The 19,198-nt window shown below is 68.0% G+C and carries 20 protein-coding genes; 9 read left to right on the top strand and 11 right to left on the bottom strand.

Annotation, left to right across the window (positions count from 1 at the left end; genetic code table 11):
- The 4 genes from Q7W02_25745 to Q7W02_25730 form a co-directional block, all read left to right on the top strand.
- Positions 1 to 387: vitamin B12-dependent ribonucleotide reductase (locus Q7W02_25745; protein ID MDO8479535.1), on the top strand; the 387-nt coding region annotated here is incomplete at its 5' end.
- Positions 388 to 518: 131 nt separating this feature from the next.
- On the top strand, positions 519 to 2,141 hold the full coding sequence (locus Q7W02_25740) for a gamma-glutamyltransferase family protein (GenBank protein MDO8479534.1): 1,623 nt from the start codon (positions 519 to 521) through the stop codon (positions 2,139 to 2,141).
- Positions 2,142 to 2,154: 13 nt separating this feature from the next.
- Positions 2,155 to 3,276, top strand: coding sequence for a nitronate monooxygenase (locus Q7W02_25735; GenBank protein ID MDO8479533.1), 1,122 nt, complete (start codon positions 2,155 to 2,157; stop codon positions 3,274 to 3,276).
- Positions 3,273 to 3,689: a DCC1-like thiol-disulfide oxidoreductase family protein gene (locus Q7W02_25730; protein MDO8479532.1), complete on the top strand. Its 417-nt coding sequence runs from the start codon at positions 3,273 to 3,275 to the stop codon at positions 3,687 to 3,689. Before Q7W02_25735 ends, Q7W02_25730 begins: the two co-directional genes overlap by 4 nt.
- Positions 3,690 to 3,695: 6 nt before the next feature.
- Here Q7W02_25730 and Q7W02_25725 read toward each other — a convergent pair whose 3' ends face one another.
- Positions 3,696 to 3,851 (bottom strand): hypothetical protein, encoded by a 156-nt coding sequence (locus tag Q7W02_25725; GenBank protein ID MDO8479531.1) that lies wholly within the window; start codon positions 3,849 to 3,851, stop codon positions 3,696 to 3,698.
- 24 nt (positions 3,852 to 3,875) lie between these two features.
- Positions 3,876 to 5,318 (bottom strand): trypsin-like peptidase domain-containing protein, encoded by a 1,443-nt coding sequence (locus Q7W02_25720; protein MDO8479530.1) that lies wholly within the window; start codon positions 5,316 to 5,318, stop codon positions 3,876 to 3,878.
- Positions 5,319 to 5,357: 39 nt separating this feature from the next.
- On the opposite strand from Q7W02_25720, the gene Q7W02_25715 reads away from it, so the two are divergent.
- Positions 5,358 to 5,777 carry a cyclic nucleotide-binding domain-containing protein gene (locus tag Q7W02_25715; GenBank protein MDO8479529.1) on the top strand — a complete coding sequence of 140 codons (420 nt, stop codon included), beginning with the start codon at positions 5,358 to 5,360 and terminating at the stop codon, positions 5,775 to 5,777.
- A 41-nt stretch (positions 5,778 to 5,818) separates the two neighbouring features.
- Here Q7W02_25715 and lhgO read toward each other — a convergent pair whose 3' ends face one another.
- Complete coding sequence (gene lhgO, locus Q7W02_25710) at positions 5,819 to 7,033, bottom strand: L-2-hydroxyglutarate oxidase (protein ID MDO8479528.1); 1,215 nt, start codon at positions 7,031 to 7,033, stop codon at positions 5,819 to 5,821.
- 428 nt (positions 7,034 to 7,461) lie between these two features.
- Here lhgO and Q7W02_25705 point away from each other — a divergent pair, with 428 nt between their 5' ends.
- Positions 7,462 to 7,668: a hypothetical protein gene (locus Q7W02_25705; GenBank protein MDO8479527.1), complete on the top strand. Its 207-nt coding sequence runs from the start codon at positions 7,462 to 7,464 to the stop codon at positions 7,666 to 7,668.
- Between the two features lie 259 nt (positions 7,669 to 7,927).
- Here the strand turns inward: Q7W02_25705 and Q7W02_25700 are convergent, their stop codons facing one another.
- From Q7W02_25700 to Q7W02_25670, 7 genes are all read right to left on the bottom strand, one after another.
- Positions 7,928 to 8,962 (bottom strand): IS630 family transposase, encoded by a 1,035-nt coding sequence (locus Q7W02_25700; protein ID MDO8479526.1) that lies wholly within the window; start codon positions 8,960 to 8,962, stop codon positions 7,928 to 7,930.
- 162 nt (positions 8,963 to 9,124) lie between these two features.
- A complete protein-coding gene (locus Q7W02_25695; protein ID MDO8479525.1) occupies positions 9,125 to 9,958 on the bottom strand; it encodes a carbohydrate ABC transporter permease in 834 nt (277 codons plus the stop codon).
- Positions 9,955 to 10,917, bottom strand: coding sequence for a sugar ABC transporter permease (locus Q7W02_25690; GenBank protein MDO8479524.1), 963 nt, complete (start codon positions 10,915 to 10,917; stop codon positions 9,955 to 9,957). The genes Q7W02_25695 and Q7W02_25690 overlap by 4 nt, the downstream gene beginning before the upstream one ends.
- 15 nt (positions 10,918 to 10,932) lie before the next feature.
- On the bottom strand, positions 10,933 to 12,240 hold the full coding sequence (locus Q7W02_25685) for an extracellular solute-binding protein (protein MDO8479523.1): 1,308 nt from the start codon (positions 12,238 to 12,240) through the stop codon (positions 10,933 to 10,935).
- Between the two features lie 70 nt (positions 12,241 to 12,310).
- Positions 12,311 to 13,204, bottom strand: coding sequence for a dihydrodipicolinate synthase family protein (locus Q7W02_25680; protein MDO8479522.1), 894 nt, complete (start codon positions 13,202 to 13,204; stop codon positions 12,311 to 12,313).
- Between the two features lie 24 nt (positions 13,205 to 13,228).
- On the bottom strand, positions 13,229 to 13,480 hold the full coding sequence (locus Q7W02_25675) for a hypothetical protein (protein ID MDO8479521.1): 252 nt from the start codon (positions 13,478 to 13,480) through the stop codon (positions 13,229 to 13,231).
- Positions 13,481 to 14,259: 779 nt separating this feature from the next.
- Positions 14,260 to 15,618 (bottom strand): transposase, encoded by a 1,359-nt coding sequence (locus Q7W02_25670; GenBank protein MDO8479520.1) that lies wholly within the window; start codon positions 15,616 to 15,618, stop codon positions 14,260 to 14,262.
- A gap of 261 nt (positions 15,619 to 15,879) precedes the next feature.
- Between Q7W02_25670 and Q7W02_25665 the strand changes: the two genes are divergently transcribed.
- From Q7W02_25665 to Q7W02_25655, 3 genes are all read left to right on the top strand, one after another.
- Positions 15,880 to 16,056 (top strand): hypothetical protein, encoded by a 177-nt coding sequence (locus tag Q7W02_25665; GenBank protein MDO8479519.1) that lies wholly within the window; start codon positions 15,880 to 15,882, stop codon positions 16,054 to 16,056.
- Positions 16,057 to 16,149: 93 nt separating this feature from the next.
- Positions 16,150 to 17,859, top strand: a complete 1,710-nt coding sequence (locus Q7W02_25660) for an NAD(P)-binding protein (GenBank protein MDO8479518.1) — start codon at positions 16,150 to 16,152, stop codon at positions 17,857 to 17,859.
- Between the two features lie 18 nt (positions 17,860 to 17,877).
- On the top strand, positions 17,878 to 18,660 hold the full coding sequence (locus Q7W02_25655) for a carboxymuconolactone decarboxylase family protein (GenBank protein ID MDO8479517.1): 783 nt from the start codon (positions 17,878 to 17,880) through the stop codon (positions 18,658 to 18,660).
- 5 nt (positions 18,661 to 18,665) lie between these two features.
- On the opposite strand, the gene Q7W02_25650 is transcribed toward Q7W02_25655, so the two are convergent.
- The coding region (locus tag Q7W02_25650; protein ID MDO8479516.1) for a PaaI family thioesterase at positions 18,666 to 19,198 on the bottom strand (533 nt) is incomplete at its 5' end.

The raw sequence follows: 19,198 nt of genomic DNA, 5'->3' as shown, positions 1-19,198 counted from the left end.
GTCTTCCGCGAGCTGGCCATCACCTACCTCGGCCGCACCGATCTCTCCCATGTCGCCGAGGAGGACCTCCGCGGCGACACGCTCGGCGCCAAGATCGGCCCCAAGATCGTCCCAGATACGGCCGGCCAGCGCGGCATTCCGCGCGTCGAGCCGCCCGCGCCGGCCTTCGAGCCGCCCGCGGGCCCGCCCGTCACCGCGCGCGCCGCGAGCCCTGTCAGCGGCGGCAGCGGCGGGCTGGCGCAGGCCAAGGCGCTCTCGGCCGCCGAGATCGCGCGCCTCAAGGGCTACGAGGGCGATCCGTGCGGCGACTGCGGCCAGTTCACCATGGTGCGCAACGGCACGTGTCTCAAGTGCATCACCTGCGGGACGACGACCGGCTGCTCATAAGCGGCCTGACCATCACCAGGCCCCCCTCATCCTGACCCTCTCCCCCGCGACGGGGGAGAGGGTTTCTGCTCTCTGCCCCCTCTCCCCTCTGGGGAGAGGGCCGGGGTGAGGGGGCGTAGTAGACTTCCCGCATGACCCCCACCCGCTGGCCGCAGGCGCGCGCCCTCCGCGGCATGGTCGCATCGCCCCACGCGCTGGCCTCCGCCTCGGGCGTGGCGGCCCTTCGCGGGGGCGGCAATGCGCTCGACGCCGCCATCGCCGCCGCGGCGACGATCGCCGTCGTCTACCCGCACATGAACGGCGTGGGCGGCGACAACTTCTGGCTGATCTACGACGCGACCTCGTCGCGGTTCACCGCCCTCTGCGGTGCCGGGCGCTCGGCGCGCGCCGCCTCGATCGAGTGGTACGCGGCGCGCGGGATCCGTGAGGCCATCCCGGCCCGCGGCGGGCCGGCCGCGCTGACGGTGCCGGGCGTGGTGGACGGCTGGTGGCAGGCGCACCAGTACAGCTCGCGGAGCATGGGCTCGGCGCTCCAGTGGAAGGACCTCCTGGCCGACGCCATCGCTTATGCGCGCGGGGGCTTTTCCGCCTCCGACGGCCAGCGGGTGCCGGCGCCGCGCGAGCCCGATCTCTTCGGCCCCACGGCGATCGCGGAGATCAAGCGTGATCTCTGGCCGCTCTATCACCCCGACGCACTGAGCCGGGGCCCGCTCGTCCAGCGGGACCTCGCGCTCACCCTCGAGGCGGTGCGCGACGGCGGGCCTGACGCGTTCTACGGCGGCGACATCGCCAAGCGCATCGTGGCGGCGGCCGCCGCGGCGGGCAGCCCGCTGGCCCTCGAGGACTTCGCGGAGCACACGAGCGACTGGATGGAGCCGCTCCGCGTGGCTTACCGGAAGGGAGAGGCCGCGAGCTTCCCGCCGCCCGCCCAGGGCATGTCGGCGCTCATGATCTTAGGACTTGCCGACGGCTTCGACGTGAGCGCGCTCGGCGAGGCGGACTACGTCCATCTCCTGGTCGAGGCGACCAAGCTCGCCTTCGAGGACCGCGACCGCTATCTGACCGATCCGGCGTCGATGGAGAAGAGTCCGAAGGATCTGCTCGCGCCCGACAGGATCCGAAGCCTCCGCGCGCGCATCGATATGAAGCGCGCCATGCCGGTGGCGCCGGCCCGGGCCGCGGGTGGCGACACCATCGCCATCGTTGCGGCCGACGCGCAAGGCAATGCGGTCTCGCTCATCCAGTCGCTCTACTTCACCTGGGGCTCGGGCCTCGTCGCGGGCGACACGGGCGTGGTCCTTCAGAATCGCGGCTCGTTCTTCTCACTCGATCCGACGCACGCCAACGCGCTCGCCCCCGGCAAGCGCACGATGCACACGCTCATCCCGTCCATGTACCTGGAAGACGGCAGGCCGCGCTTCGCCTACGGGACCATGGGAGGCGACGGGCAGCCCCAGACCCAGGCCGCGCTGCTCACGCGCCGCCTCGACCGGGGGCTCGGCCCCCAGGAGTGCGTGGAGGTGCCGCGCTGGCTCTACGGGCGGACGTGGGGAGCGCCCTCGCGCTTCCTCAATCTCGAGGGCAGGTACGGCGCCGATCTGGCCCGCGATCTCGCGGCCCGCGGCCACGACATCAAGATGGGCGGCGAGTGGGACGACCTCTTCGGTCACGCGCAGTGCATATGGCTCGACTCGGATGGCGGCCTCGCCGGCGGCTCGGACCCGCGCGCCGACGGCGCCGCGCTCGGATTCTGAAGGAGGACACGTCATGGACCGGCTGCGGACCTCGCTCTGCGATCTCCTCAACATCGAGTACCCGATCCTCCAGTCCGGCATGGGGAGCGTCGCCGGCCCGGAGCTTGTCGCCGAGGTCTCGCGCGCAGGAGGTCTCGGGATCCTGGCGGGGCTCAGGCTCTCCGCCGCGGAGCTCCGCAAGGGCATACGGCGCGTGCGCGAGCTGACGGACCGCCCCTTCGGCGTCAACCTCTGGCTTCATACGCAGATCCGTCCCCCGGTCGATCCGGCCGCCCTGCCCGAAGAATCGGTCCGCCGCGTCCAGGGGACGCTCAACACCTTCCGCGCCCAGCTCGGCATCCCGGCTACGACGGCGCGTCCGGCCCCCGTGCCCGACGTGATCGACGAGGCCTTCGAGGTCATCCTCGAGGAGCGGGTGCCGGTGTGGAGCATCGGGCTCGGCAACCCGGGGCGCGAGATGGTCGCCCGCTGCCGCGAACGGGGCGTCAAGGTCATCGCCATGGTGGCGACGGTGGACGACGCCCGCGCGGTGGCGGCCTCGGGCGTGGACGCCGTCGTCGCGCAGGGCAGCGAGGCGGGCGGGCACCGCTCGACCTGGGTCAAGCCCGCCTCGCGCGAGGCGGCCCAGGTGGGCGCCATGGCGCTCATTCCCCAGATCGTCGACGCCGTGGACCTGCCGGTCATCGCCGCGGGCGGCATCGCCGACGGCCGCGGCATCGTCGCGGCGCTCGCGCTGGGTGCGGTCGGCGCGCTGCTCGGGACCCGGTTCGTGGCGACGCGTGACTCGGCGGCCACCGGGTTCTGGAAAAAAGCGCTCCTCGAGCAGGGCAGCGACGCGACCACGGTGACCGACGCCTTCACGGGGCTCTACGCCCGCACGCTCAGGAGCGCGTTCACCGACGGGTACGCGGCCTCGGACGCGCCTGTCCTGCCGGCTCTCCTCCAGTCGAGCGCGGCGCAGGACATCTATGCCGCCGCGACCCAACAGCAGAACCGCGAGTACTTTCCCATGCACGCGGGGCAGAGCGTCGGCATGGTCCACGACCTGCCGGGCGCCGCGGAGGTCGTGGAGACCCTGGTGCGCGAGGCGCGCGCGGCCCTGCGGGCGCTGGGCGAACGGGTCCAGCTGGGATGAGCGCGGCCCGCCGCTCCATGGTCTTCTACGACGGCGGGTGCGGGCTCTGCCACCGGACCGTCCGCTTCGCGATCGCGCACGACCGCGACGGTAGGCACTTCCGCTTCGCCGCGCTCGGCGGCGAGGCCTTCCGCCGCCTCGTGCCCGAGGCGCTGCGGAGGGGGCTGCCGGACAGCATCGTCGTCCTCACCGCCGACGGCACGCTCCTCGCGCGGAGCGCGGCCGTGATCCACATCCTGGAGCGAATCGGCGGACCGTGGCGGCTTCTGGGCAGCATGCTCGAACTCGTGCCCCGGGGGATAAGTGACGCGGGCTACAACGGCGTCGCTCGCGCGCGCCACCGCCTCTTCCGCAGGCCCGCCGAGGCCTGCCCCGTCACGCCGCCCGAGCTTCGGTCGCGCTTCGAGGACTGACGCGGGCTAGCTGCCGCCGAGGAGGGCCTTGTACATCTCCTGACCCACTGCCGAGATATCTGTGCGGGTCTCGATGGGCAGCCCGGCATTGGTCCATGCCCCGAGTCCGCCCTTCAGGATCTTGACATCCTTGAACCCCAGCTTCCTCAGGTCGCGCGCCACACTGGCGCTCGTGTGCTCGTCCGGTCAGGTACAGTAGGCGACCACCGGGCGCGTCGTGTCGAGCTCGAGGCTGGCCGCGACGCCGTTCGTGAGGTCCTCGGGGGAGAGCCTGATCGAGCCGAAGATCTTGATGGGATTAGCGTCGTACGCCTGCTGCTGGCGCGTGTCCAGGATGATGGGCTGCTTGCCCGTCTCGAGGAGCTTGATGACCTCGGACGGGCCCACACGGTAGCGGTTCTTCTGCCAGCGAAGGCCGACCTGCGCGCCGTAGCCGCCGGCGGAGAGCAGGGTCACGCCGATGGTGACCCAGAACCACGGGAAGGGCTTGGGCGGCGGGTTCTTCACCTTCTCAGCCGCCTCGCTGAGCATGCGCTTCACGTCCACGAGCCCGGGCTGGACCTTGTCCGCGTCCTCGAACTTCCGCTTGGCGCCCTTCCAGTCCTCGGTGAAGAAGTCGTGGAGCCCGGCGAACCACACCTGATTGAACTTGCCCGGCTGGTTGAGCTTGACAGGCTGGTCGGCGACGAAGTTCTTCACCGTCTGGGCCGGAATGGCGAAGTTGAAGCCCTGGACGATGCTGCCCTCGGCTCCGGGCGCGAGCGACACGAAGGTGAGGACGCCGAGCAGCTCGGCCTTGGCGTTGATGGCGGGCCCGCCCGAATTGCCCCAGGCCGCCGACGCGTCGGTCTGGATGAACGGATGGTTGGCCTTGTCCTGCTTCAATCCCGAGACGGCGCCGGTGGTCACCGAGGCGTCCACGCTGGCGGACTGGTTCAGGAGCTCGTGCGAGAGGACCACGCCCGGGAAGCCCAGGATGCGGATCGGATCGCCGATCTGGACTGTCGTCGAGTCGGCCAGGGGCAGCACGGGGTAGTTGCCCTCGGGCAGCCTGAGGAGGGCCAGGTCGCGTGCGGACGGGGCGCCGGGCTCGGTGCTCGCCGGGGGGCTGTACTTCTTGACTTCGGCCTTGAGCCGCGTCCCGCTCGACAGCGTGACGGAAACCTGCGGGGTGATCGTGACCTTGACGGTCGGCAGGACCTTGTCGAGCACGCGCCGCTTGACGGCGTCCTCGGCATCCGGCTTGTCGCCGCCCTGGAGCCCCGCGGCCGTGAGCGCCGGGGCGAGGCACGCCGTGGTGACGGCGCGCTGCGCCAGCTGGTTGACGAGCCAGCGGGGCGTCTCGTGGGCGGGCTGGACGACGTGGCCGTTGGTGATGACCCAGCCCGTCGGGTCGATGAACCATCCCGTGCCGGTCTCGCGGAAGGCCGTGGGCTTGACGGTCTGGGAACCGCCGCCACAGTTGAGGGTTACTTCCGCGGAGACCTCCGAGATGATGAGGACGGTGGCGGGCTTGGCGCGCAGGACGGTTTCCTGGACGGAGAGCCCCTGCTCTGCGTGGGCGGGGAGCGCCCCGCCCGCCCCGATCAGGAGGCCCAGGGATAGCGAGAAGGCGAATCGGCGTATCATAGGCGTACTGCTGGTTATTCTATACCAAGAGGGAAACGCATGAGCCGTCCCAGTGGAGAGGTTCCCAGCCGAACGTTCAAAGCGGGCGACGTCATCTTCAAGGAAGGCGACGACGCCAAGAGCGAGGCCTTCCTGGTCCACGAGGGCAAGGTCGAGGTCAGGAAGAACCTCGGCGGCGAAGAGAAGCTGCTCCGCGTGCTGGGCAAGGGCGAACTCCTGGGCGAGCTGGCCCTCTTCCGCAATGCCCCGCGCTCGGCGGCCGCCATCGCGGCCGAGGCTGTCACGCTCCTGATCATTCCTGCCAACCGGCTCGAGGCCATGGTGCGGACCAACCCCGCCCTGGCCATGGCGATCATCAAGGACCTCTCGGGGCGCATGCTGGCCGCGGAAGAGCGAGCGCGCGACGCCGAGAACCGGGCGCGGGAGGCCGAGGGCGGAAAGGGAGAGAAGAGCAAGTAAAAACCACCCCTCACCCTACCCTCTCCCCTGAGGGGAGAGGGTTACTTACTCAACCGGAACGTGTCGGCCGCGAGGGCGGCGATGTGGCGGCCGATGGCGAGCGACGCCGTGGCCGCCGGCGAGGGCGCGTTGACCACGTGCACGGCCCCCTCGGTCACGCTTATCCGGAAATCGTCCACCAAGGACCCGTCCGGGCTCACCGCCTGGGCGCGCACACCCGCCCCGCCCCGCTCGATGTCCCCCTCCCTGATGTCCGGCACCAGCTTCTGGAGGGAGCGCACGAAGGCCGCCTTGCTCGCCGAGCGGTAGAGCTCGTAGGCGCCCATCTTCCAGTAGCGCCGCGCCATGTGCCAGAAGCCCGCGTAGCCCAGCATGCCCAGCGTCTCGCCCGGCCGCACCGTGCCCAGCGTGTAGCCCTCGCGGGCGAAGGCCAGCACGGCATTGGGTCCCGCCTCGACGTCGCCGTGGACGCTGCGCGTGAAGTGGACACCCAGGAACGGGAACTCCGGATCGGGCACCGGGTAGATCAGGTTCTTCACCAGCGAGCGGCGCTCGGGGCGGAGCATGTAGTACTCGCCGCGGAACGGGATGATGCGCACCTCGGGGCGGATGCCCATGAGCCGCGCGACCTCGTCGGAGTAGAGCCCCGCGCAGTTGACGAGGAAGTGGCTCTCGACCCCGCCCCGCGCCGTGTCGAGCACGAGCCCCTGCCCCGTGCGCCGGATGGCCGTGACGCCCGCGCCCGTCATGATCTCGACGCCTCGGGTCTTCAGCAGCTCGCCCATCTTCCCGGCGACCTGGACATAGTCCACGATGCCGGTCTGCGGCACGAGAAGCGCGCGCACGGCCCGGCAGTGGGGCTCGTACCCCTTGATCTCAGGCCCCTCCAGCACCTTGAGCCCGCTGAGCCCGTTGGCCTCGCCGCGCTCGTGGATGCTCTGGAGCCTGCCGAGCTCGCCGGGATCCGTCGCGACGATCAGCTTGCCGCAGGGCTCCCAGTGGATGCCGTGCTCGGTGCAGAAGGCCTTCATGAGCCGGGCGCCCTCGACGCAGAGCCGCGCCTTGAGCGAGCCCGGCTTGTAGTAGATGCCCGAGTGAATGACGCCGCTGTTGTGCCCCGTCTGGTGCGCGGCCAGCTTCGGCTCCTTGTCGAGTACGACGACGCGCGTGCGCGGGTAGCGGTCCGTCAGGGCGAGCGCGGTGGCGAGGCCGACGATGCCGCCACCGATGATCGCGATGTCCGAGGCCTGCGTCACGGGCGGCAGGATATCAGCCCGGGATGGGTTTGACCAGACGGTGGTAGCCGGGCCATGGACCAGCCTACTCCCCGCAGTCTTCGGCCTCTCTGTGCTGTATTGCTTTCTGGGCATTGGCGCGCTCCTCTCCCCGGCGTTACGCAGGAGCATGGGCTGTGCCCGGCGAAGCTACCAGCCGCGCCACGCGGAGGCGAGCGTGCTCCACGGGGTCATCCGGGATCACTTGGATGACTTCCTGCGCGCCGCCGCCGACCGGGCCGAAGGGGCCGGCCTGCCCGAGTTCATCGCGCGGGAGTTTCGCGAGTTCCTGACCTGCGGGGTGCTGGCCCACGGCTTTGCGCGGGTGCGCTGCGAGCGTTGTGCGTTTGAGCGCCTGGTGCCGTTCTCCTGGCGCACCCAGGCCACGCTACTGGACGTGGGCTCTGCTGATGCGCCAGGCCTTCGACCTGGACGTCCTGCGCTGTCCGCGCTGCGCCGGGCGGATGCAGCGGATCGCCACGATCGACGACCCGGCCGTGATTCAGCGGATCCTTGCCCATCTCGGGCTGCCCGGTGCGCGGGAGGATCCCCGGCCCCCGTTGCCCCTGACTGCGGCAGGAGCCGAGCAGCCGGCACTTCCCGGCGTGAGCGTCTAGGCGGTGCCGGGGGTCCGGGCAGCCGCGGACGTCCGCTCTGCCGGTGTCTGATGGTCCCGTGGAGGACTCCCACCCTGTGATTCAAGACCCCGATTTGACCTCTGATCCCCGCTCTGGCAGGATCGGCGCGAGGTGGGAGGGGGCTTTATCCGCGCTCTGACAAGGCAGACCCCGGGAGAACACCCTCGGGCTAGGCAGGCCATGACTGAGAATGGGTTTTATGTTACTGAGGAGGCCGGCAAATAGTGCGCGATCTTGATCAGGCGGCATAGCGGACATGCTTTTCCTGAAACAGATTGCGGATCACATGCGGCTGCTTCTGTCGGCGGTGGAGATGACTACGCACACCGGCCATCATCTCCGCCTTGTTGGTCGGTCGGCTCTTGCCCAGGGCGTTGGTCTTGACGTCCTGATTGAGCAACTCGTCCGGGTTCAGCTCCGGGCAGTAGCCCGGCAACCGGATCAGACGCAAGCGTGTGACATGTTCGGCGACAAACGTCCTCGCGGCTGCCGACCGATGCACCGGGTGTCCATCGACGATCAGGCAGATCCTGCCCGTGACCTGCCTGAGCATGCGCCGCATGAACTCGATAAACACCGGATTGCGGAACTTGCCCTCGAACACCATGAACGCCAATGCACCACGATTGGTGATCGCCGAAATCATGTTGCAGCCACAGCGTTGCCCGGTGGCCCGCACGACCGGGGTGTGTCCCACCGGGGCATAGCTGGTACCCGTCACGTGGTCGCTGCGCAATCCCATCTCGTCGCCCCAATAAATGGCCGCCTTTCCCCGCTTGGCCTGTTGGGCGATCGCCGGGTATTCCCGCGACAGCCACGTCGCAATGGCGGCATCGTTCCTTTCGTAGGCGCGCCGCACCGGCTTCTGCGCACTCATGCCCCACGCCTGAAGGTAGCGCCCCACCGTCGTCGGCGACACCGGGATGCCGTACTCCCGGTCAATCAGGCGAGCTACGGCTTCCCGTGTCCACAGGTAGAACGGCAGCTTCAACTGATCGGGCATCTTGTCAATGATCAGCGCGCGAATGCGCGCGGCCTGCGTGGCGTTCAGCCGCCCGCCGCCCGGGCGCCGTCCCCGGCGCTTGAGCTTGAGCGCCCGCAGCCCGCCGTCCCGATCAAGCCGCATCCACGTGCTCACCGCCCGCAGGCTCGCGCCGAACGTGCGTGCTGCCCCGGTCTGCGTCATCCCGCCACGGACCGCCTGCACCACCTGTCGACGCAGCAGCTGCAACGCCGACAGTTCCAGTGTCCTGGCATCGATCTTCTTGCCCATACTGGGACGGATAACATACTACGCACTATTTGATGCACTGATCAGTATCTACGCTCACGCTCTCTCGTCCCCGGTGCTGCGCGGACTGGCCTTGGCCGGCGTAGATCGCGGTGCTTGTCGGCTTCTGGTGTGGTGAAGGGACTACCTCGTCGCCGTGACGGCTCACTTCATCGAGCCGCTGATCAGTCCCGAGACGACGTACCGCTGGATCCCGATGGCGAGCAGGAGCGTGGGCACGACGATCGCCATGCCGAGCGCGGTGAGGTTGCCCCAGTGGATGCCGTACTCGGCGCCCGTCAGCGCGGCCACGGCGACCTGGAGCGTCTTCGAGGCCGCGGTCGCCGTGAAGATCTGCGCCAGGACAAACTCATTCCAGTTCGAGAGGAAGGTGATGATGAATGTCGTGACGAGCCCCGGCACGGCGACCGGGAGGAAGATGCTCGCGAGGGTCCGGATCTCCGAGCACCCGTCGATGCGGGCCGCGTCCAGCAGGGACTGGGGCACCGCGTCGAACGACGTCTTCAGCAGCCAGATCGCCAGCGGCAGGGTGGTGACGACGTACAGGAGGATCAGGTTCCCGCGCGTGTCGTAGATCTCGAGGCGCTGCGTCAGAATGTAGAGGGGCACGACGATCGCCACGCCGGGGACCATCCGGGTCACGAGGACGAACAACATGAGCGAGAAGTTGCCGCGAAACCGGACCGTCGAGAACGCGTAGGCCGCCAGGCACGCCAGGATCATGGTGATCGTTGTGGAGGTGACCGTCACGACGATGCTGTTCAGCGCGAAGGTCCGGTACTGGGATGTGCCGAAGATCTCGACGTAATTCTGGTAGTGGAAGCTCGACGGGAAGATCGTCGGCGGGTACCGGTACACCTCTTCCTGCGTCTGGAACGACGTCAGGAACGTCCACACGATCGGCAGGAGCGCGACGAGGCAGACGCCGACCACCGCCACGTAGAGCGCCACCCGCGGGAGCCAGCGGCGCCGCCTCATCGAAGCGCGCTCTCAGAGTACATCAGCCGGATGTAGAGCAGGCTGATGACCAGCGAGACCAGCAGGATCACCACGGCGAGGCCCGACGCGTACCCCATGTTGAAGTTCTGGAACGCCTCCTTGTACGTGTAGGTCGCGAGCATCTCGGTCGAGCTGCCGGGGCCGCCGCGCGTCATGATGAACGGCAGCTCGAACACGCGGACGGCCACCATCGTGCGCATGAGCAGCGCGATCATGATCGACGGCTTGAGCAGCGGCAGCGTCACGTGCAGGAACGCGCGCAGCCGCGAGGCGCCGTCGATCCGGGCCGCCTCGTGCACCTCGACGGGGATGCTCTGGAGCCCGGCCAGGAGGACGACGCCCACGAACGGCACCTCGCGCCACACGTCGACCAGGACGATGCTCGTCATCGCCAGCCCCTCGGTGCCGAGCCATGCGACGGGCCCGGCGATGAGGTGTGCCTGACGGAGGAGGTAGTTGACCAGCCCGTACGCGTCGTTCAGCAGCCAGGCCCACGAGAAGGCGGCGACTACCGGCGACAGCATCCAGGGCAGCAGGACCAGGCCGCGCACGAGGTTGCGACAGCGGAACTCCTGCTGGAGGAGCAGCGCGAGCCCGAGGCCCAGCACGAGCTCGATCCCCACCGACACGGCGACGAAGGAGACGGTCTGGGAGAGCACGTCCCTGAAGAGCGGGTCGCGGACGGCGCGGACGTAGTTGCCGAGCCCCACGAACGGCATGCCCAGCGCCGGCCGCGAGAGGATCCGCGTGTGGAGGCTCAGGACGAGCGTGTAGATCGTCGGGTACACCATCACGGCGAGCAGCAGCAGGAGGCTGGGCGCGACAAGCGCGTAGGCGAGCGTCGTCTGTCGACGCGCCAGCCTCCTCCCGAAGGTCGCCCGCGCCAGGCCGCGAGGGCTTCCCGCGGAGGCGACCCCCCGGCTAGCGTTGAGCCTCAAGGCTCGGCGCCTCGCTTACCGCTTGAGGAGCTCCCGCGTCTTCGCGGCCGCGGCGTCGAGCGCCTCCTTCGCGCTCACGCTTCCGAGCAGGGCCCGGTCCATCTCGCGCCCCACCGCGTCCATGACCGGCGCGCCCTCCGGGACCACGTAGGGCACGGCGGTCTCCATGACGCCGTACATCAGGTCGAAGAACTCCTTCGATCCGGGCAGCCTCCGCTCGATGTCAGGGTTCTTGTACGCCGATTTCCTCGCGGGCAGGTCCAGTCCGAAGAGGATCTCGAAGTTGCAGCTCTCGCGGCTCGTGAGGAACTTGATCAGTTCCCAGCCGGCCTCGGGGTTATTGGCGGTCCTGGGGATCGCGTACACCCAGTTGTTGAAGCTGCTCAGGTCCTTGACGAGGTACGGGAGCCGCGCGATGCCCGTCTGCCCCTTGACCATCGACTTGATGCCCCACCGCTCCGCGTACTCCGCCATGCCGAAGAGATACGGCCAGTGCCGGGCTTGAACGAAGGTGCCGTTGAGGAAGCCGGTGTGCACCTCCGGGTTCGCGTAGGTGTTCACCCCGGGCGGGACGACCTTGTACTTGTTGCGCAGGTCCACCATGAACTGGAGGGCTTTCACGCCCGCCGGGCTGTTGAACGCGGGCAGGCCCTTGTCGTCCAGGAACGTGCCGCCGGCCTGGTGGAGCAACTCGAAGAACGTCACGACGCCGGTGTATCCCGAGCGCGCGATGAAGCTGTAACCCCACTGATTGCCCTTGGTCAGCTTCTGCGAGTACTCGACCAGCTCGTCCCACGTTCGTGGCGGCCGCGTCAGGCCGGCCTGGGCATACACGTCCTTGCGGTAGTAGAAGAGCCCCGCGTCCAGGCTCTCAGGGATCCCATACAGGTGCCCGTCGAGCGTCACGCCCTTCAGGCTCTGCGGGAAGAAGTCCTGACGGTCGGCGTCGGCGAGCCGGATCTTCGGGTTCTCGCTCCCGTCCAGTGGCATGAGGTACTTCCCCGCCACCATCTGCGGGAGGAAGAAGTCCCAGACCATCACGACGTCGAACCGCGGCTTCTTCGCCTCGAACGCCATCGTGTACTTCGCGATGTAGTCGGCCGACTGGAACTGCGACTCCTCGATGGTCACGCCGGCCTGCTTCTCGTACTGCTTCAGGAGCTGAGAGATCCACTTGTAGTCGCTCGTGTTCGCGACGACGCCTACCGCGAGCTTCTTCTGCTCCTGCGCCGACGGCGACGTCGCGGCCGCCGCGACCAGCGCGATGGCGGCCAGGAGCACGGCCGCGATCGACCACCGCCTCGCCCCTCGATCTCTTCTCATGCGTCGAGCCCCCCCCAATTCGGTCCGAGCGTTCGTTCGGGAACCGCCGTGATCCGGCCTTCGCACGGGATCAGACGAGGTTTGCGGCCTTCAGGATCACCCGCAGGCGCTCCTTCTCGGGCGCCGTCGGCGCCGTCAGCGGGCTGCGGGTGCGGCCGACGGGGCGGCCCATCATGTTGATGGCCTCCTTGACGCCAGCAGGGTAGTTGCGCACGCCGAAGATCGTCTCGCGCACCAGTGGCAGCATCAGCTCGTGCAGCCGCCGCGCCCCGTCCAGGTCACCCTTCGCGACCGCGTCGTACAGCTCGACGCAGTGGCGGGGGAGGAGCGCACACGTTCCCGCCAGCGCGCCGTGGGCACCGATCACGAAGCTCGCGAGCAGCAGGTCGTCGATGGCGCTCATCACCACCGCTTCCTGGCCGACGAGGCGCACCATCTCCGCGAGCGCGTGGATGTCGCCGCCGCTCTGCTTGATGCCGGCGACTTCCTCGATCTCCACCAGCCGGCAGAGCAGCTCGGGCGACACCGGGTTGATCGGCACCACGTTGTAGATGATGATCGGCAGCCCTGTGCGGCGGGCGAGCGTGGCGTAGAACTCGTACATTCCATCGTCGGTCGGCTTGAAGTAGTGGACCGGCGTGACCATGAGGGCGTCGACCCCGACCTCCCGCGCGACCAGGCCGCACGCCACCGCGTCGCGCGTCGAGTCGCGGATGATGCCGGCGATCAGGGGGACGCGCCCCTTGATCTCCTGCTTCGCGACGGTCCACGCGCGCTTGAGCTCATCGTCCCGCATCATCGCGCCTTCACCCGTGCTGCCGCCGATGCTCAGGCCGTGGACGCCGGCCCCGAGGTGGAACGCGACCTCGCGCCGGAACCCCTCCTCGTCCAGCTCCTCGTCGGCGCGGAACGGGGTCACCATGGGCGGGATGATGCCGCGGAACGGAATGGCCGCTCGTTTCATGGACGCTCTCCTTGCCGGATGACTTCAACCAGACGTGGGAGTTTCCAGTACGCCACCAACGCCGGTGTCGAACTGGCGGTACTCGACCTTGAGTCCGTACTTCTCTCCGAACCGCTTCTGAGCGAGGACAACGTAGCTGGCGTAGCTCATATCGACACCGATGCCCATCCGCACGGTCTTGAGCGGCGCCGTTTGGGCCACCCTGTGCTCGCAGACGACGGTCGCGAACGCCGCGAGCACCACGACAGCTGTTCCGAGCTTGTATCTGGGACTCATCGACTCATCCTCCGTGACTCATCCTCCGTTCCGGAAATCGCGTCCGGTTGAGCCAAGCGAGCTAAACCGCCGCAAATACTACTGCCCCGGGTCGCTAACTCCAATGGATCAATCAACCTAATTACGTAGTGCATCTAAGTAATGCATCTAATGAGTAATGCATCTAATGAGCCTCGCGGACTACGCTCATACCCAACTCGGCGGACTTACTGGCCTTCTGGCGTGAGTCAAATCCGCGAGAGTCATTAGCGCCGCCCAGGCGGCAGAAAGACATCAGACAGGTTGCGGCACCCTCATGGTCGCGGCTGACTGCCCTCTCCCTGGTCCAAATTCTCGACGTCCTCAGAAGCCTTCATGAACACACACGACAAGGTGGCACATCAGAACCAGCCGCCGTGCAGTCCGCTGATTCCTGTAGGACGACTGGTACTGTCCGCGGAACAGAATGCCCACCTGATGCTCGCTCTGTGGGCGATCCGTGTAATTCGGGATCGCCGGCGCCCGATCGCCAATCAAGAAACGTCGGGGAGCCATAGGACATGACCTCGACGACTGAGCGACCGCCGCAAATCCGCGCGGAGCATCTGGCCAAGCTCGCCGTTATCTACGTACGTCAATCGTCCCTGGAGCAGGTTCGCGAGAACACCGGATCTACAGCCGCTGTGACAAGCAGACCCCGGGGGAAGACCCTCGGGCAAGGCGGGCAATGACTGAGAACGGGTTTTATGTTATCTACGCTCTCGCCGGCGCTTAGCAGCCCGTGGTGGAAGTGGCGGAACTCAGCACGCGGGCACGACGGTCCAGTAGGTGGGCAGGGCGGGCGGTAAGGGTTGTAGGAGGCGCCGGAAACGTGTCCGGAGCGTCCAGAGGCCGTCGAGGAGCGTGCCGAGCGTGATTTCAAGCGCGCCGGCGTCGAACTGCCGTCCTTGCAGCCCGCGCGGCGTGCCCCGGCCGAACGCCTTCCGCATCAGCAGACCGAGGTTGAACGCGCCGGCGTGGACGAGGAGCCGTTTGAGGATGTTCTCGTGACCACGCAAGTGTGTCCGCCGCATGCCGCCGGTGTCATAGAGATGCGCGAACGAGCGCTCGACGTACTCACCGCGCCGGCGCATCAGCCGTCGGCCGCGGGCGCCGCCGAGGCGCCGTCGATTGCCATAGACCGGGGCCTGGGCCTCAGGAACCTTCGTCCAGGACCGACGTCCGCGATCGGGCTCGGCGATGTAGCTGCGCACCCCCACCTCGCCCAGATCGACCAGGGTCTGATTACTGTGATAGCCCCGATCGGCGACGAGCTCCGCCAGCGCCGTCGGGGCCGCTGCCGCTTCCACCTGTTCCGCCGCCATGATCGCGGTCTCGATCAGACTCGTGGTGTCCCCTACGTCAGCGCCCTGCAGCGTGACGGCGACCAGCGCCCCGGTGTCCAGATCGACGGCGTGCTCCGCCTTGTGGGCCAGGTGCGTCCGCCCATCCTTCATCTTCGTGATCTTTGCGTCCGGATCCGAGGGACTCTGCCACTCCGTATTCGAGGTCCGCTTCTTCCGTCGCCGGTCGAGGCGCGCCAAGGCCTCGCGGGTGGGCGTCTTGATGCCCGACGCCGCGGCGAGCCGGGTCAGGAAATCCTGGTAGCTCTCGCCGGTGTCGCGCCGCCCGATGCTGCGCATCGCCGCGTTGGCCTCCAGCGTCGTCGCGTCGATCGCCACCGTCCGGCCCTTGAGCAGGCCGGCCGCGACCAAGCGCTCCTGCACCCACGTGAACACGGCTCGGTGCGTCTCCACGTCGATCAGCCGCCGCGTGCGCGAGATCGTGGAATGATCCGGGGCCGCGGTGTCGAGGCCGAGCCCCACGAAGCTACGCACCGCCAGCGAATCCGCCGCGCGCCAGGCCATGCCGCGCTCCGAGTCGAGCCCTTCGAAGTAGCCGAGCAACAGCAACCGGAAGTACCGGCCCGGCGGCAGACTGGGCCGCCCCCTCACCGGCGCGTAGAACGCCTGACACTGCGCCTCGGCAAACCGGTCAAAGCCGGCCGCGTCGAGGATGGCGTTCAGCCGCGTGGAGAACGGATGACCCGGCGAGACCGGCAGGCCGGTGGTCGGAATCCACACCGGGGTTTGCTCGCTCGTGCGTTTGCCCATTGCCATAGACCCCAGTGTACGTTCCCACCCACACTTCTGGCGATGGATCTCTCACCGACTTTCACCACGGGCTGTTAAGGAAGAATATACTTCATTCGGCTACGAACTGGTTGGCGGCACGCCGGAGCAATTCGCCGAACGCGTGAGGACGGAAACGGCGAAGTGGGCGGATGTGGTGAAACGCTCGGGCGCCAAGATCGAATGATCGGGAAAAGAGAGGCGGGGATGAGATGCGTATCCGGAGGCTCTTGGCGCGTATGGGTCCTGTTGCCGCTGTTCGCGCTGCCGGCGCCGGCAGCGGCCCAATCCGCCGACGGTGGCGCCTTTCCTTCCCGCCCGATACGCCTGGTGGTGCCGTTTCCGCCGGGTGCCAGCCCGAACGACATCATCGGCCACCTCATCGGCCGCCAGCTCGCGCGCGACGTGGGCATCAAGGCCGCGTGAAGCCTGCCATCGTGCCGCGTGCGTGGTTCGCCCGCCGCATGTCGACCCGGCATTGATCGCACGCCATCGCAGCCGGCTCGTGCCGTGCGCAACATGAGTATCCTGTTCACCCCAAAACGCATCGGTGGCATCGAGATACGCAATCGCGTGGTGATGCCGCCGATGACCACGCGCCTGGCGGACGCCGATGGCTACGTCACCGCCGCCAGCGTCGCGTATTTCCGCGCGCGCGCAGCCGGTGGTGTCGGGCTGGTTACGGTGGAAATGGCTTCGCCCGAGCGCGCCGGCCGGCACCGCGCCAGGGAACTCGGCATTTACGACGATCGCTTCCTGCCGGGATTGCAGCGCCTCACCGATGCCATCCACGCCGCCGGGGCGAAAGCGTCGATACAACTCGGCCATGCCGGCGGCCACACGCGCGCAGACATCTGCGGCGAACCGCCGATCGCGCCATCGGCTATTCCGCATTTTGTCTTCGAAGTCACCGGCAAGACCATCATTCCCGTCGAGATGACGCGGGAGCGGATCGCTCAAACAGTGCGATCATTCATCGATGCGGCAAAGCGCGCACGTGCGGCCGGCTTCGATTGCGTCGAACTGCACGTGGCGCACGGCTATCTGCTGTCGCAATTCCTGTGCCCGGAGGAAAACCGGCGCAGCGACGAGTACGGCGGCTCGCTCGAAAACCGCGCGCGCATCAGCCTCGACATCCTTCAACGGATCAAAGCCGACTTGCCGGAGTTCCCTGTCATCTTCCGCTTGAACGTCGACGATTTTTCCCCGACCGGGCTCACGTTTCCGGAAGGGCTGCAGGTCGCGAAATGGGCGGCCGCCACGGGCGCCGATGCGATCCACGTCACCGCGGGGCACTACCGGTCGCTGCCCTCCGCGCACATGATGACCCCGCCGATGACTTCCCCGGAAGGCATCTTCCTCGATTATGCGGCTAGCGTAAAAGCCGAAGTCGCCGTACCGGTGATCGCGGTCGGGCGGCTGGGCAACCCGCTGGTTGCGATCGCCGCCGTCGATTCCGGCAAGACCGATTTCGTCGCGCTGGGGCGCAGCCTGCTGGCCGACCCGGACTGGGTGAACAAGGTTGAACGCAACGAGCCGGTCAGGCGCTGTCTCGCGTGCAACACGTGTGTCGACGAGATGCGCGGCGGCGATCAACTCTCCTGCCTGGTCAATCCGACGGCCGCGCGCGAGCTGGAATTTTCCGAAGCGCGCCTGCCCACAGGCGAGCGCATATGCGTGATTGGCGCCGGCCCGGCGGGGCTTTCGTATGCGTCGCTGGTTGCCGACGGCAATCAGGTCACCGTGTACGAACGTGAATCGGTTCCGGGAGGCGCATTTCGCTACGCCGGCAAGGCGCCGAAGTTTCAGGAAGTGGAGGCCGATGAGGGATCGTTGAATACCTATATCGCCGAGCTGGAGCGGGCGTGCAGGCAGAAAGGCGTGACGTTCAAGTACGGGATCGATGTCTTGAAAACCCCGCAGGCTCTGCGCGACTTCCAGCGTGTAGTCATCGCTACGGGCGCCGATTATCGCTACGGACTTGGCCCAATCGTGCGATGGCTGCTCGATGCAGGCCTGGGGAAATCGACGATCGTGCGCTGGTTATTCTCATCGGTCCGTGTGCGCAACTGGTTCTATTACAGCGCTCGATCAGCGACCGGAGATACGCATCGCGCGCCTGCCAACCCGGGACAGCAAGTCGTCGTGATCGGCGACGCTGCCCGTGCCGGGAGAAGCCAACAGGCGATCGCATCGGCATTCCGCGCGGCCTACGCCTCGCAACCGTAATCGCAGGGAGACGAACGCATGACGACACGTGAGACGCTGAGGCAACAGGGCGAGACGATGCGCGCCCGCCTGCATGGCGACCGCCGCCCGCCGGCCGAGATCGCCGCCGGCGAATCGACTCCAGGCTTCCGGCAGATGATGACGGAGGCGGTGTTTGGAGGCATCTGGGCGCGACCCGGACTCGCCCTCGCCGACCGCATGATCTGCACCCTCGCTGCCCTGAGTCTGCTGCAGCGCGTGCCGCAGCTCCGCCAGTATGTCGCCGCGGCGGTTGACGCGGAGCTAGCGCCGCGCGCGATCCTGGAGGTGTTCGTGCAATGCGGCCTCTACGGCGGCTTCCCGACCACGGAAACCGCCGTCGCGGTCGCCCACGAGGTGTTCGCCGACCGGGGCATCGTCGTTCCCGACGAGCCCCCGCGGACCGACACGCTGGAGACGCTGGATGCGCGCGGGCGCGCCCTGCTCCAGGAGCTGCACGGCGAGCGCGGCAGCCAGGGCTACGCCGCTCCCGGCAACGCAGTCACCGGGGCGCTCTACCCGATGGCGATCCAGTACGGCTACGGTGAACTCTGGTTCCGGCCGGGGCTCGAGCGGCGCCAGCGCATGTTGTGCGCCGTGGCGTCCTTCACGGTCCTGGGCCTCGAGAGCCTGGTCAAGAAGTTCGGCCAATCGGCCCTGAGCGTTGGGCTCAGCCGCCAGGAAGTCATCGAAGCCGTCATCCAGACGGCGCCCTACGGCGGCTTTCCGCGCGCGCTCAACGCCCTCGGGGCGCTGAGCGACGTTTTCTCAGAGGTGGCGTAGGTCGGTCACGCGTTGCCCGAGGAACTCGATCCCTCCGGCCAGGGCTCCAGGAGACGATAGCTCACCTGGCCCATGGCAACGAGCTGCCCCGAGACCGCAGTGGTGACGTGGACCGTACTGAAGAGCAATTCCTCCGACCGTTGCTGGACGTGGGCGTCGGCCACCACGGCCTCCGCGGCGCCGCTCGGATAACTCACCTGCATGCCGATGGTCGAACCGCGCGCGCCTTCTCGGCGCGGCACCAGCGACCACGAGGCGGTGACGGCCGCGATATCCACGATCGATGCCAGCGCGCCCGCGTGCAGCTGCCCGCGCTCGTCCAGGTGCATGGCGGTACATGGCATGTGCAGACGCACACGACCCGGGCTCTGGTGCAGCGGAGTGATCTCCAGCTTCCGCACATAGCCGTGAAACAGGCGGTGAGCAGCAGGGGGTATCAGCGGCGCGGGTGCCGGCAGCGGGACGTGCTGAGCGCGCAGACGCGGCGTCTGCCCGGCGTAATCGGAAGTCTGGTAGCTCAGCAGGCCCTGGCAGATCG

The organism is Candidatus Rokuibacteriota bacterium, assembly GCA_030647435.1.
GTDB lineage: Bacteria > Methylomirabilota > Methylomirabilia > Rokubacteriales > CSP1-6 > AR37.
Note: the sequence above shows the minus strand (reverse complement) of the source record. Positions and strands in the feature narration are given on the sequence as shown.

What these genes read in the sequence shown, in the direction of transcription:
- Q7W02_25740 (MDO8479534.1), top strand. Translation starts at nt 519, where the DNA reads ATGACCCCCACCCGCTGGCCGCAGGCGCGCGCCCTCCGCGGCATGGTC.
- Q7W02_25735 (MDO8479533.1), top strand. Translation starts at nt 2,155, where the DNA reads ATGGACCGGCTGCGGACCTCGCTCTGCGATCTCCTCAACATCGAGTAC.
- Q7W02_25730 (MDO8479532.1), top strand. Translation starts at nt 3,273, where the DNA reads ATGAGCGCGGCCCGCCGCTCCATGGTCTTCTACGACGGCGGGTGCGGG.
- Q7W02_25720 (MDO8479530.1), bottom strand. Translation starts at nt 5,318, where the DNA reads ATGATACGCCGATTCGCCTTCTCGCTATCCCTGGGCCTCCTGATCGGG.
- Q7W02_25715 (MDO8479529.1), top strand. Translation starts at nt 5,358, where the DNA reads ATGAGCCGTCCCAGTGGAGAGGTTCCCAGCCGAACGTTCAAAGCGGGC.
- Q7W02_25705 (MDO8479527.1), top strand. Translation starts at nt 7,462, where the DNA reads ATGCGCCAGGCCTTCGACCTGGACGTCCTGCGCTGTCCGCGCTGCGCC.
- Q7W02_25700 (MDO8479526.1), bottom strand. Translation starts at nt 8,962, where the DNA reads ATGGGCAAGAAGATCGATGCCAGGACACTGGAACTGTCGGCGTTGCAG.
- Q7W02_25695 (MDO8479525.1), bottom strand. Translation starts at nt 9,958, where the DNA reads ATGAGGCGGCGCCGCTGGCTCCCGCGGGTGGCGCTCTACGTGGCGGTG.
- Q7W02_25685 (MDO8479523.1), bottom strand. Translation starts at nt 12,240, where the DNA reads ATGAGAAGAGATCGAGGGGCGAGGCGGTGGTCGATCGCGGCCGTGCTC.
- Q7W02_25680 (MDO8479522.1), bottom strand. Translation starts at nt 13,204, where the DNA reads ATGAAACGAGCGGCCATTCCGTTCCGCGGCATCATCCCGCCCATGGTG.
- Q7W02_25675 (MDO8479521.1), bottom strand. Translation starts at nt 13,480, where the DNA reads ATGAGTCCCAGATACAAGCTCGGAACAGCTGTCGTGGTGCTCGCGGCG.
- Q7W02_25670 (MDO8479520.1), bottom strand. Translation starts at nt 15,618, where the DNA reads ATGGCAATGGGCAAACGCACGAGCGAGCAAACCCCGGTGTGGATTCCG.
- Q7W02_25660 (MDO8479518.1), top strand. Translation starts at nt 16,150, where the DNA reads ATGAGTATCCTGTTCACCCCAAAACGCATCGGTGGCATCGAGATACGC.
- Q7W02_25655 (MDO8479517.1), top strand. Translation starts at nt 17,878, where the DNA reads ATGACGACACGTGAGACGCTGAGGCAACAGGGCGAGACGATGCGCGCC.